Here is a 13,584-nt window from a genome sequence, read left to right on the forward strand (position 1 = left end):
TTTAAAAAGTACCACAAAGATGAAAGGGTTGTAGGGTTTAAGGTGTAGGGTATGGGGAAAACAGTCTTGGACTACGCCCCATACCCTTCAACTTTTTAAGCAAATCGTATTGGGTTGCGTCTCTGCTTAACTTTTAACCTGTAAATCCGAAGATTTTCGCCAAGTCGTTAAGTCGTTGATAAACAGGGAGAATCTTTTCTCCTTGCACTTCGACAGTAGCCTCTGGATAATTACGAATAGCTCCAAGTAGGGTAACTTCACCATCTTGCTGAATAGATGCAGTTACAGCACTTCGGAGTGCTTTTTGGTCTAGTGGTTTTGAGGGAGGATGAAGTACTTCCCCAATTTGAGAAACCAAAATTGGGCCTGTCCAACTAGAAAGCAAACTATTTAAAAGAGCAGGATTAGCCTTAATTCCATCTTGGAGTGCTTTACGAGCTAAATCTGGGTCTTGTTGAGATGTCTGGAAATAAGCTAAGAGGGCTGGTGTAGTTTCACCTGTAACTGCAAATTGATTTAATTCTTGAACAGAGATGGGAGTTTGAAAATTGCCATATTTTAAAATAACCTGTTCAGCAGCATAAGCATGAGTATTTGAGAGGAAAACCCCAATGCTCATTCCTAAAGCTGCTGTTTGAGCAAATAATTGCTTGAACGGAGATTTTTGAAATTGCAGCAAACGTGAAAAAATCTGCATCTTGTTAACCTTCCTAGTAGATAAAGCAGACACAAGCGTGAAAATATCAAGTGCGATTAGGGGCAATACATTTACTAGGTTATCTAAATAAATTAAAGTTTTTCAGAAGTTATTTTGCTTTGGGAAAAAAAGCAAATATTCCTTTGTGTGTGAGTCTATCTGAAGCATTGTTTTGGACTGTATACTTGTATCGGTTTTACCGATCCATTGAGACTGATTGTGTCAGTTGCATACATGACTTTTACGCTTAACTAAACCTTATTGGCATATGAGCAGCCTGATCTTTTTCGCTCATGTCTAAGTTCAATCTCCGTACGAAACCTGTGTAGGATTTTGTTTTATTGCTTACCAGAACTTCTTTTACTACTTTAGGAAGAAGCCATTCGATATATTATTTTTGCCTGCTATTGATTAATTTAACCTAGGTAAAATGCCAAAATGCTTGCTGACAATGTTTTTACTGTTGCAGTAGGCAGTGTCATATTCTTAAATAAGTTTCCACCTTAAGTAAGAGGTTTAACTGTTATTAATCTATGAGAATCTGAAGTTAAAAGTGGAAATAGTTATTGCACAAGCATTGACAAAACCTAAAATCCTGTTTGAAGAATCTTAAATTTTTGCAAACATCATAATCGTGAAATATCATCTAGTTAAAAGGCAGATGTTCGACGCTTTTTTAGCGAATTTGCCTAAACTATATGTCCTTTTGCTCAATACTTTTTAAGTTCAAAATGCTTCATCTGTGAGCGAAATAATTTTTGTTTATAGACCTTAAATAGCTATTACCATTCGCTCTCTCTGAAGCAAGCTACAACATGACAAAAAAATAGACTCTTCAAACAACCTCTTAAAGAATTTAGGTTTACTCTGCACCAATAAGTAGTTTGGACAACACTTTTGCCCTTTGCAATCAAATTAAGTCGCTAGAGAACTAGAAGGGAAGAAAATTATGATTAGCCCCATCTCATCAATTAATGGGTCGGAGACAACAGGCAGGTACTTAGTATTATTGCGTGAAAATGCAACCGATTCAGGAATCCGCACACTGCGTGATTACACTGGAAATAGGAGAGTTGCTAGAGCAGCCGACTTTGAAAAAAATGCCGTTACCGCAGATCAGTTAGAGCAAACGGATACCACGATATTTGACAATTTAGGTGTTGCTGTTTGTACTCTTGACCCAGAACAGTTGCAGTCACTCCATCAGGCGAGTGATGAAAGTAGTGCGATTGCTGTCATTGAAGCAGAAAGAGTTGTTTACGCTTTAAACGGTCAAGGATTGGGGGGTATCGTCGAACAACTAGCACCCAGGAGTACCACTAATCCGGCAATGGAATACCTCAAAGGCTACCGAGATGCTGTGGATAGGCTCGTAGATCATCTAGCACCCACAAATGGTACTACCAGGATGTTGCCTATGCCCGGTATCCAGGTGGTGGACGAAACAATAGCAACATGGGGACTACAAATCACAAAAGTCGTCAATTCCAAATTTAGTGGCCGGGGGATTAAAGTTGCAGTTCTCGACACAGGGTTCGACTTGACTCACCCTGATTTTGCCGGACGGAGGATAATCAGCAAATCGTTCATACCTAACCAAGAGGTGCAAGATAGAAACGGGCATGGAACTCACTGTATCGGTACAGCTTGTGGTCCTTTTTCTCCTGCTATCCCCCCGCGTTATGGCATTGGTTACGAAACAGAAATCTTTGCAGGCAAAGTGTTAAGCAATCAGGGACGTGGGACTGATAGCGAAATTTTAGCAGGCATTGAGTGGGCGATCGCCAATGGCTGCCAAATTGTCTCAATGTCTCTGGGAGCGCGTGTATTCCCTGGACAGCAGTACTCAGGGGTATTTGAGGTTGTTGCTGATCGTGCGCTCCGCAATGGGATGTTAATTATCGCAGCAGTTGGTAACGATAGTGAGCGACATTTAGGCATAGTTGAGCCAGTTAGTCACCCAGCTAATTGTCCCTCGATCATGGCTGTAGGTGCGATTGACTCTCAACTGGAAGTTGCTTACTTTTCTAATGCTGGGCTGAATGCGAATGGTGGTCAGGTCGATATTGTCGCTCCTGGGGCTGAACCGAGAACACCAGGGGGCAGTTCGAGAATTGATGTTCATTCAAGCTATCTGATGCCAACCAGATATAGAAGATTGGCGGGTACGAGTATGGCCACACCTCATGTCGCTGGTATAGCTGCTCTGTATGCCGAGGCTATAGGAGCTACTGGCCGTGTTCTCTGGAATCGACTGACTCAAAATGCTCTCAGACTGTCCTTACCTTCAGTAGATGTTGGGGCTGGACTTGTTCAAGCACCTTAGAAGATTTTTCCTATCTTCTCACCTGAAGACCGTACTTCAACCATCCTTAGACTATACCTTGGGATGGTGAGTACCTATTTTAGCAATGCCGACTTAGCTGATAAGCATTGCAGGTTCTACTCCAGAAAGCGGTAGGGAATTGTTGATATGTCAAATGTTAATTTATCAATTGCAGTTGATGAAAAATACATAGATCAGATCCAGGAAGTAGCTCAAAACTTAGAGTCTTCTGGAATGAATGTTGGACAACTGTTGGAGAATCTGGGAATTATAACTGGTTCATGTGATTCTGAAAAAGTGGATGCTCTTGCTCAAGTTGAAGGAGTCTCTCATGTGGAACTGTCGCGAGAATATAAATTAGCACCACCGGAATCTGATGTCCAATAATAATAGCCCAGAAACTATATACAGAGGCTAAATTTCTATATTCTTACAAAAGTAAACTTCCCATGAGTAGGAATTAAAATGTCAAACAAAATTAGCTTAAATGAATTTATTTCTCAAGTCAAAGAGGACTTGAAACCCACAGAAGATACACCAATCTTCTTTTTAGAAAAAGCAGAATTAGAGATTCATGTAGCAGTTTCAAAAGTGGGTTCAGTTGAAGGCGAAGTCATGGGAAAATCTGACTTAAAAATTAGTGTACTAGGTGTGGATTTCTTGAAAATCGGCGAATTCCAAGCTAGTGGTAAAGCATCTGGAAGTCTAGAAAGAAAAGATATACATACTATAAAAGTGACCCTTGTACCAATTTTTAATAATGAAGAGATAAAAACTAGTTTAACCGAAAATCAATTGATAGAAATAAAAAGAGCTATCAAGAGAAAGATAATGCGGGGAGAAGAGGAAGATCATAATACTAATTTAAGCGAAACAGAACTAGAAGAAACAAATAAAGCTACTAAAAACAAAAGAATGCGTGGATAACAAAATAAAAATGAACCTTCAATGTTTAAGAAAAAAATATTGATTTTAACAGCCAGCCCAGAAAATCATCTCAGGTTGCGGGTAGATAAAGAAATTAAAGCGATCGAGCAAGAATTAGATCGCTCTAAAAATCGCGATAAGTTTGAAATTATTCCTAAATTGGCAGTGAACCCTGGCGACTTAATTCGGGTTCTAGAAGCCGAAAAACCAGAGATTGTCCATTTTTCTGGGCATGGAAAGCAGGCAGGTTTAGTTTTTGAGAATGAAGCAGGACAGTCTCAGCTAGTGAGTGCAGAAGCTCTGGCAAGGCTATTTAAGCAATTTAGGAATGAAATTCAGTGTGTTCTCTTGAATGCTTGCTATTCCGAATTTCAAGCTCAGGCAATCAACGAACACATTCATTACGTGATTGGGATCAGTAATCAGATTGAGGATACAGCAGCCATTAAATTTGCCGTCGGTTTTTATGCCTCCCTAATTGCCGGTCGTACCTATAAAGATGCCTATGACTTTGGTTGTATTGCTCTCGATCTGGAGGGAATACCGGACGATTTGATCGACTTTAAGGAAAATACTCAACCCAATTTAACTGTTCCACGACTTCCCGAAAATCCCCCGACAACTCACCATTACCTAAATATTATTAACGCCTTAAAGAGCGGAAGATTAGTTCCATTCATTGGCCCGGGGTTTAACTTGTTTGACGAACAGTTAACGAATCAGAGACTCAGTGAAATTGAACTAGCAGATTACTTAGCCCAGAATTTAGGAATAACCTCTCCCTATGAAGATTTAGTAGGTGCGCCGTGTCCACTCTGCCTTGTCAGTGCAGATGATCTGCCAGCCGATTGTCCTGTCAAGAAAGCCCTGCTGCAAGGCACAATTACAGCTTGTCCACTCGCTAACGAACAGGCACTTGCTCTGGCGAAGATGAATCTTCAGTGCCTTGCTCAATATGTCCAGCTTACCTTCGGCATCAAGGATGTTTACGAAAGGTTGTACGAACTTTTGAGAGGGAAATACAGTCCTAGTCGATTTTATTTGTTCTGGGCTAATCTCCCTGAAAAAATGGAAGAAAAGCAATATCCTTTGCCTTATCAATTAATCGTGACCACCAATTACGATGATATGTTGGAACGGGCTTTTAGAGCAGCTAATCAACCGTTTGATTTAGTGTTCTATGTAGCAGAAGGCGAAGAGGTGTGTGGTCGATTCAAATATAAGCCGTTTGAAGAAAAAGCCCGTCCCATTGACAAGCCCAATCAATTGGAAGTCATCAGCAAAGCAAAAGATCGTCCAGTTATTCTCAAACTCTATGGCGTAGTTGATTTAATTGAGAGTCAACAGTGCAATTTTGTCATTACTGAAGATCACCACATCAATTATTTAGCCTACCGAGAGATTGGACAACTGCTGCCTAAGGATATTTTGGAAATTTTATGGGAAAGTCATAACATCTTGTTTATGGGTTTTAACCCCAGCGATCCTGATCTGCGGGTTATCATCAATCGAATTTGGGGAGAGCGGCTAGTTGGGCAAAAATCTTGGATGATCCATCAATCGAAGCCAGGGGAGCTAGATAAAACCTTCTGGAGTAAGCGACAGGTAGAACTGATCGATAGTCGCTTAGAAGATTACTGTACTGACTTAGCCAATGGGATAGAAAAGTTGTCACCCAAGAAGTCCCTATATGAGCTTTGGAGTTAATTCTATGGGTGAAGTACCTTACCTGGGTTTAAATCCATTTTCAGAAAAAGACGCACCATTCTTTTTTGGACGGGATGAGCAAAAAAGAGCGATCGCCAGAAATCTTCGGGTTTCGCGTCTGACAGTCCTGCTGGGGGAAAGTGGAGTAGGCAAGAGTTCCATTTTGCAAGCTGGCGTTGTTCCCCAGTTCCACCGAGATGGCGAACAACACCAACAAGAGCATGATGGTAGGCCTTTGTGGGCTGTTGTTGTGTTCAATGCCTGGCACAGTGATAATCCGTTGATGCTACTAGTAACCGAGATTCGGCATTCTGTTGCCGCAGCATTAAAAATTGACCCGGCTAGCTTGAAAGATGAGGCAACAATCACCGAAAGTCTGCAAACCTGGACAGAGATGTTGAGTGAAGAGCCAGAAAGAGGTCAAATTTTCATTATTCTAGACCAATTTGAGGAGTTCTTTCAGTACCACTCACAGGAGTCTGGGGAAGGAACATTCGCCGATGAGTTTCCTCGATGGGTCAATCGTCCCAGCTTGTCGGTCAATTTCCTCATTGCCATGCGCCAGGATGCTCTAGCTAAACTCAATCACTTCCAGGGACGAATTATCAATATATTTGACAATCAACTGGTACTCCAGCGTCTTGACCGACCCTCAGCACGAGACGCAATTGTCAAGCCAATTGGGCAATACAACCTGCAACAGATTATTACAGACCACTTTATGACCTCGCGACTCACTCTGCTTTCTATACCTAGCATAGAAAAAAGTCGCATCCTCAAGTATGGTGTTGTCCATCGCTTGCAGCAGATCGCCCAGCAAAATCTGCACAATCAGAGCGTACCTCAAATAGCTACTGTTATTTTTAATTCCTGGCGTGGTAATCCGGTCGTTAATTTAAAACAGCAGGTGGATAACGACATCAGAAAAATCTTTCCCGATGTCCAAGTTCCTCAAGCCGGGACTTCATTGGCTCAAACCTTGCAGGAGTGGGCGGAGCATATCGGTGGTAAAGAAGGAAAGGGTAAACTTTTTATCATCTTCGACCAATTTGAAGAGTTTTTCCAGTATCAGCAGCCAGACATGGGAGAAGGAAGCTTTGTTGCCGAATTTGCCCGTGCGGTCAATTATGCTGAACTACCTGTCCATTTCCTGATTGCCATCCGTGATGAGGCATTAAGTTTACTCAAATATTTTGAACAGCGCATACCTGGTATTTTTGACAACCACTTGCGTATTAAAGAACTAGAAGAAGACTCAGCGATCGCTGATTTAGTCAAACCGATTGAAGAAACCACCGACAAAACAAGCCAGGCGATCGCGATCGAACCCGAACTAGTTGAGGAGGTATTAAATCAGGTTCAGGTGGGTATGGTTTCTCTCATCGAAACTGATCAGGGTAGGATAAGTATTCCTTCTACCTCCCAAGACAATATAGAAATTGAAGCTCCTTTTCTAGAACTGGTAATGGAACGCCTCTGGAAAGAAGAGATTGGCAAAAAAGGCTCACGTTGCCTACGGTTAGAGACACTAAATCAATTCAGCATTCCAGAGAAGAATATAACTGCCGCCCAAAGGATCGCTAACGAGCATCTAAGTGAACAGATGAATATTCTCTCAGACAGAGAACGGAATGCTATGGCAACTGTCTTTAAATACTTGGTGAGTGCAGGAGGCACTAAGATTGCTTATCCTGTCCTCGATTTGCCAGAGACTACAGGGCTGAACCAAGGTGAACTCATATCGGTGCTAGACAAACTCGACAGACAACGCATCTTGCGTACAGTCAAAGCCCCTCATCATTCAGATGTAAAACGCTATGAGATTTTCCACGACATCATAGCTTTACCGATTTTAAAATGGCGCGATCGATACTTACTGGAAAAAAGGCTCAAAGAAGAAAAAGAAAAAGTTAAACAGAAAGCAGAAAAGCAGATTCGGAGAGGCAGTTTAATTGGGGGAGGTGTTTTGTTATCCATCATTATTTTGACATAGTTCTGGGATGCAGGTAACAAAATACATCAATTATCAGTGGTAGATACTGAGATGAAAAAAGCTTGGGATGCTTATACTGCCGCCCAACTCTCTCAACTCCCTGGACAAATTGATGGGTTAATTACGGCTATCCAGGCAGGACATAAATTGACAGTGCCCTTGAAAGATCCATCTTTCATTTGGAACCCCTTCCTCGCACCTCGAATTAATGAGTACAAAAATAATTCAATCCAGGTCTTACAAAAAATTTTGAATAGCATCCGAGAAAAAAATCACCTGATTCTCCACCCAATGCCTCAGAGTAGCATGTATAGCCTGAGTTTCAACCAGAATAGGAAGCTCATAGCTACTGGCTTCGCCGACGGCACTGTCCGTCTGTGGACGCTACAGGGTCAGCAAAAAAATCAATTCCCAGTTCCCGGAGGTAGAATCTTGAGCCTCAGCTTCAGCCCTGATGGAAAGCTCTTAGCCACTAGCTCTGATGATGGCATTGTCCGCCTGTGGACCTTACATGGTCAACAACAGAATGAATTCTCAGTTCCGGGAGGTCAAGTCTTGAGCCTCAATTTCATATCTGATGGGAAGCTCTTAGCCACTGGTTCCGTTGACGGCATTGTTCGCCTGTGGACTCCACAAGGTAAGAAACAGAATGAATTTCAAGTCTCTCAACAACCAGTTTATGGCCTCAGCTTTAGCCCAGATGGGAAGTTCCTAGCCACTGCCTCCCAAGACGGTACTGTCCGTCTGTGGGATCTCCAAAACCTCCAACCTTTTAAGGCTCTTCTAACTTTGCCAAATCAGGGTAGTGTTTGGAGCCTCAGTTTCAACCCAGATGGGAAGCTCTTAGCCACTGGTTACGTTGACGGTACTGTCCGCCTGTGGACTATACAGAGTAAGAAACAAGAAGAATTCCCAGGCTACACAGGTCGAGTGCCAGTATTGAGCATCAGTTTCAATCCCCATCAGAATCTCATGATTACTGGTTCCAGCAACGGGATTGTCCGTTTCTGGGATATTCAACAAGAGAAACGACAGGTTGCCGATAATTTAGATAACTTGCTAGCAAGTGGTTGTGATTGGCTCAAGGACTATCTAGCAAGCCATCCTAATGAAAAAAAGAATTTGTCATTCTGTCAATATAAATAGGGAGTTTTGACCTAATGAAAACAAAGCACTATAAATTCAAAGTTTTGCCACTCTTTACAGTATCAGTCGTTGCTATGATTTTTAGTTCTGTTTTGTCCAATTCTGCTGTAGTAGAGGCGGCAAGTATTTCAGAGTTAACAATAGAAGAGCGGTTAGTGAGAGTGAGAAAACATATACAGCAGGGAGGAGAAGAACTCATAGACTCGTATTGCCCTGTATCTTCACAGCAAGATGATCTAGATGCTAAAAATATTCTTTTAGTCAAGTGGCCAAAAATATTCTTTTAGTCCAGTGGGGCAAGAGGCAATTATATGAGATTTAGCACAACCCGTAAAATCCAAAAAATTGGTGACGAAATCCATGCAATATACCAACATGGGGCCTGTCAAACTCGTTATCATTCAACCCACTACCTTCTGTAATTTAGATTGCGATTACTGCTATCTACCCAATCGCCAATCTAAACTACAGATGTCACTCGATTTGCTCGAACCCATCTTTAAAAATCTGTTTCATAGCCAATTAATTGATCAAGAATTTACTGTGATTTGGCACGCTGGTGAACCTTTGACTATGCCAATCGCTTTTTATAATGCGGCATTTCAAAATATTAAGCACCATATATCAGTCCATTCAAACTAATGGAACATTAATTAATCAAGCTTGGTGTGATTTGTTTAAAAGCTATCAAGTGCAGATGGTTATTAGCCTTGATGGTCTGGATTTTATCCACGATGCTCACCGCAAAACTAGGAAAGGCTTGGGTACTCATGCCAACACAATGAGAGGAATATCACTGCTCAAAGCAAATAATATTGACTTTCGTGTAATTGCTGTGCTGACTCAAGACTCTTTAGATTATCCAGAAGAGATGTTTAATTTCTTCATGGAAAATGACATTAGAAAGGTGGGATTTAATATTGACGAAAAAATAGGCTCTCATGAGTCATCATCTTTTGAAAATAGGGGAATAGAAAAACGCTACCGTGCTTTTATGCAGCGTTTCTATGAGCTAGTGAAAAGCACGAATTGGTACTTAAAAATTAGAGAATTTGAGGAGCTTAAACATAAGATTTGCTACGGAATGCCCAATGAAATAAAAGGTCAATTTACACCTTTTTTAATTATCAGCATAGACTATCAAGGTAATTTTTCCACATTCTCACCAGAACTTTTATCTATGAAAAGTTCTATCTATGGCGATTTTATTTTGGGTAATGTGAAACATGACACATTTGAATCAGTCTGTAAAACAGATAAATTCAAAAGAATCAATCACGATATTCAAGCAGGGGTCGATTTATGTCAGCATACCTGTCCATATTTCTCTGTCTGTGGAGGTGGTTCTCCTGCTAACAAATACTTTGAAAATGGCTTATTTGAATCGTCTGAAACGATGTATTGCAGATATTCAACGAAGATTTTAACAGATATCATTCTGGAGGATATTGAAACTTATTTGGTACTCGATCAACCTAAGATTAACGGATGAAGTAGCTATATCTAGAAACTAAAAAAGTAAAAATTTATGCCAGTACCACAGCAAGAAAACCAAACTCGTAATGGTTCGATTTTGGATCAACAGAAACAAGCCCTACCAGAGGTATCTTCACCTCTCACAATAGCCAAAAGTTTTGCAGAAAATCAACGGCTTCTGATTGAAGCTTACCTGAAGCTATTAGATATGGTTGCAGTATCCCAAGTATCAACAGGGGTGCTGCCAAGCATTACTAAAAACCGTTATCTTGTCTATGTGCATGGGATTAGCCAGCATCAACATGGATATTCCAACAGTTGGTGGCAAGCATTACAACCTTATATTGGAAAAGTGTTCGAGGATGGCAATCTTGGCGATACCCGTAGAGAGGTGCTGTGGAGTGATTTAGTTAATGCGTCAACTGTTGCTGATATGGTTGATACTACGCAAAAAGAGCAATTAAAGCGAGAGATTCTGGCAATTTTAGAAGATAGACAGCGACAAGAGATAGCCGCAAAAACTGGCGGTGGTCGCCAGGTACATCTGTCCATGCAGACTCGTGTCATAGAACCTAGTCAGGTTTTGGGAATTGATGACTTTCTTATCTATATGTTGAACAACGAAATGCGCCAACAAATCATCAATCGCTTTACTGATACTGTGAAACCACTCCTTGGCAGTAATAATCAAATCGACATTATTTCCCACAGTTGGGGTACTGTAGTTGCCTACGAAGGGTTACGAGAACTTGAGGCTGAACAATTTTTACAGGGACAAGTCTCAAACTTCTTTACTGTCGGCAGTGCATTATCCATTGGACCAGTACGCGCCTCTTTGCGCCGAGAAAATCAGGATGGTCGCCGACCTTCTATGGTGAATAAATGGATTAATCTTGATGCACAAGGGGATTTGGTTGGCGGGATGTTAGGGGATATGTTTGAGATTACTCAGGAAAACCTGGGACTTTACCCAATCGGTTGTCTATTAGAGTGGTTTGGTTATAGGTTATCCTGTGCGCACCATTCTTACTTTGTAAAGGAAAATACAACGGTCAACCGAGATATCTTTGCTCAGTACATTGTGGAGTAAGTGCTAGAATCTACCCGAAATTCGGAACTAGGGTTAGGCTACACTTTAACCTACCCTACTGTTACGGCAATTTTTCTATGGGTTATCTCGCTGTTGTTGGCGTGCTTGGAGTTTGAGCATAATCTCTGCGTGCATTTCACGGGTGATGGGGTAGAAATAGGTTAAGACTAAGCCCAAAATTAAACAGATGGTGGGTAAAGGGCCAACGGCAATGCGAATAGCTAGTAAGGCTGATTCAGGTTGTATGGGTGGTGGACTTTGACCGGCTACAGTTTCTTGAAAACCGGATGCTTGCAAGGCATTACCTACTAAAAATAGCCCAAAAGCTAAACCAAATTTTTGCAACAACACCATAAAGCCATAAAAAATCCCTTCCCGGCGTTGTCCAGTTTGGAGTTCATCTAATTCAATCACATCGGGAATCATCGACCAGGGAACTAAGTAAGCTGTGGATACGCCAACACCCGCCATGATAGCCATGACATACATCAGAACTATTTGACCAGGTTGTAAGAAAAAGAGTCCGGCGGCGGCAATTATCCATAAACTCATACCGAGGAAATAAACTAGTTTTTTACCAACTCTTTTACTCACAGCCGCCCAGACAAATAACATTAATAGGGCTGTTCCTTGAACTGCAATCATGACTGTCGGGACATCTGCGGTTTTGAGGGACATACAGTAGATGACAAAGAAGGGAATAATACTGGCGGTGATTTGTACGCCTAGCCAAGAAAATAGATAGATACCGATAACGAAGAGAAAAGGTCGGTTAGTGAAAACAATTTTGAGTTGTGCAAAAAAGGGTATAGATTCAGATTCTTCGACTTGAATACGTTGAGCTTCAAAAGCTAAGACGCGATCGCGCACGCCAAAAATACACCAATATAAAGATATAACGGAAATTACAGTACAAATTGCTGCTAAAACTATATATTGTTGTTGCTCATTGACTATCTGGGAAAACACTACTTGCGCTAACAACAATGACAGAATACTACCACCAATAGAAAAGGCAAAGCGAAAACTATTCAGGCTGGTACGTTCGTCATAATCTTGGGTGAGTTCTGGGGTGAGTGCAGTGTAAGGTAAATTCACCACAGTATAAAATACTTGGGAAACTACCCCAATCGCTACGTAATACCAAAATAACGCCCAAACATTAATACTTTGGTTGCTATTAAATTGCGGTACAATCCACTGCAAGAAAAAGAAGATGCCGAAAGGAATTGCTCCATAAAACATCCAAGGTAAACGACGACCCCAACGCCTTGATTGGGTCTTATCTGTTAGCACTCCCACAAAAGGATCGTTGACTGCATCCCAGATTTTACCAATCAACAAGACACTACCAGCTAAACCTGCTGGAATCCCCGCTACATTGGTAAAGAAAATCAAGAGAAAAAATATGGAGATGTTGGCGGTAATTGCGGGGCCTAAATCTCCCGCACCATAAGCCAGCTTGGTTTTTAAATCTAGTTTTTGACTAAGTTTATTCTTTTGGGGATAGTCATCAGCCGCAGAATCGTTCATAATGTTTTGCGCTCATACTAAAATAAGAAATTTGCGATCGCTTCGCTCACTGTAGGCATCGCCTTTAGTATCACCTATAAAATACTTACCTTATGCCAGACCTTTACGTTTCTTGGTCAGAATATCACTATAAAATTGAGCAACTGGCGGCTCAGATTTATCACTCCGGTTGGGAATTTAATCAGATTGTTTGTCTAGCCAGAGGCGGACTGCGAGTTGGTGATATTCTTTCCCGTATATACCAACAGCCTTTGGCAATTTTAGCAACATCATCTTACAGTGGCCCTGGTAAACAAGAAAGAAGTAGTCTAAGCTTTGCTCGTCATTTAACGATGACCACTGAAACATTAGGCTCGCGTATTTTGGTTGTTGATGACTTAGTAGATTCTGGCATCACACTTAAGGAAACTATTCCTTGGCTGGATGAAAATATTGACTCCCTAATTGAAGAGATTCGCACCGCCGTGATTTGGTATAAAGCTTGTTCTGTCGTTGTACCCAATTATTACATTGATTATTTGCCCGATAATCCTTGGATTCGTCAACCTTTTGAACATTATGAACAGATAAGTCCGGCGGAAATGGCGGCTAAGGTGGGATGAGGGGGCATTAATCTCTCTGTGTTCTCTGTGCCTTTGTGGTGTCAGAGCTTTTTAACCACAGAGGCACAGAGACATGGAGATTTCTAG

At 41.3% G+C, this 13,584-nt stretch carries 13 protein-coding genes; 11 read left to right on the top strand and 2 right to left on the bottom strand.

Annotation, left to right across the window (positions count from 1 at the left end; all coding sequences use genetic code 11):
* Positions 1-133: 133 nt before the first annotated feature.
* Complete coding sequence (locus VB693_RS00265; protein ID WP_323264551.1) at positions 134-697, bottom strand: alpha/beta hydrolase; 564 nt, start codon at positions 695-697, stop codon at positions 134-136.
* Between the two features lie 949 nt (positions 698-1,646).
* On the opposite strand from VB693_RS00265, the gene VB693_RS00270 reads away from it, so the two are divergent.
* The 10 genes from VB693_RS00270 to VB693_RS00315 all read left to right on the top strand — a co-directional run bounded on the left by VB693_RS00270 (position 1,647) and on the right by VB693_RS00315 (position 11,362).
* Positions 1,647-3,023, top strand: a complete 1,377-nt coding sequence (locus VB693_RS00270) for a S8 family peptidase (protein ID WP_323264552.1) — start codon at positions 1,647-1,649, stop codon at positions 3,021-3,023.
* Positions 3,024-3,170: 147 nt separating this feature from the next.
* Positions 3,171-3,410: a ketohydroxyglutarate aldolase gene (locus VB693_RS00275; protein WP_190700000.1), complete on the top strand. Its 240-nt coding sequence runs from the start codon at positions 3,171-3,173 to the stop codon at positions 3,408-3,410.
* Between the two features lie 78 nt (positions 3,411-3,488).
* Positions 3,489-3,950 (top strand): trypco2 family protein, encoded by a 462-nt coding sequence (locus tag VB693_RS00280; RefSeq protein WP_323264553.1) that lies wholly within the window; start codon positions 3,489-3,491, stop codon positions 3,948-3,950.
* Positions 3,951-3,971: 21 nt separating this feature from the next.
* Positions 3,972-5,657 (top strand): SIR2 family protein, encoded by a 1,686-nt coding sequence (locus VB693_RS00285; RefSeq protein ID WP_323264554.1) that lies wholly within the window; start codon positions 3,972-3,974, stop codon positions 5,655-5,657.
* Positions 5,641-7,650 carry a hypothetical protein gene (locus tag VB693_RS00290; protein WP_323264555.1) on the top strand — a complete coding sequence of 670 codons (2,010 nt, stop codon included), beginning with the start codon at positions 5,641-5,643 and terminating at the stop codon, positions 7,648-7,650. The genes VB693_RS00285 and VB693_RS00290 overlap by 17 nt, the downstream gene beginning before the upstream one ends.
* A 51-nt stretch (positions 7,651-7,701) precedes the next feature.
* A complete protein-coding gene (locus tag VB693_RS00295) occupies positions 7,702-8,796 on the top strand; it encodes a WD40 repeat domain-containing protein (protein WP_323264556.1) in 1,095 nt (364 codons plus the stop codon).
* Between the two features lie 14 nt (positions 8,797-8,810).
* The gene (locus tag VB693_RS00300) at positions 8,811-9,083 is read left to right on the top strand and encodes a hypothetical protein (protein WP_323264557.1); all 273 of its coding nucleotides are present in this window, start codon (positions 8,811-8,813) and stop codon (positions 9,081-9,083) included.
* Between the two features lie 73 nt (positions 9,084-9,156).
* A complete protein-coding gene (locus VB693_RS00305) occupies positions 9,157-9,438 on the top strand; it encodes a hypothetical protein (protein ID WP_323264558.1) in 282 nt (93 codons plus the stop codon).
* Complete coding sequence (gene grrM, locus VB693_RS00310; RefSeq protein WP_323264559.1) at positions 9,389-10,288, top strand: cyclophane-forming radical SAM/SPASM peptide maturase GrrM/OscB; 900 nt, start codon at positions 9,389-9,391, stop codon at positions 10,286-10,288. The genes VB693_RS00305 and grrM overlap by 50 nt, the downstream gene beginning before the upstream one ends.
* 36 nt (positions 10,289-10,324) lie before the next feature.
* A complete protein-coding gene (locus VB693_RS00315) occupies positions 10,325-11,362 on the top strand; it encodes a hypothetical protein (protein WP_323264560.1) in 1,038 nt (345 codons plus the stop codon).
* Positions 11,363-11,437: 75 nt separating this feature from the next.
* Here VB693_RS00315 and VB693_RS00320 read toward each other — a convergent pair whose 3' ends face one another.
* Positions 11,438-12,895: an MFS transporter gene (locus VB693_RS00320; protein WP_323264561.1), complete on the bottom strand. Its 1,458-nt coding sequence runs from the start codon at positions 12,893-12,895 to the stop codon at positions 11,438-11,440.
* Between the two features lie 92 nt (positions 12,896-12,987).
* Between VB693_RS00320 and VB693_RS00325 the strand changes: the two genes are divergently transcribed.
* Entirely contained in the window at positions 12,988-13,497 is a 510-nt protein-coding gene (locus VB693_RS00325) for a phosphoribosyltransferase (protein WP_323264562.1), read from the top strand.
* The last annotated feature ends 87 nt before the right edge of the window (positions 13,498-13,584 follow it).

It is taken from the genome of Anabaena sp. UHCC 0399 (genome assembly GCF_034931465.1).
In the GTDB taxonomy this organism is placed as follows: domain Bacteria; phylum Cyanobacteriota; class Cyanobacteriia; order Cyanobacteriales; family Nostocaceae; genus Trichormus; species Trichormus minutissimus.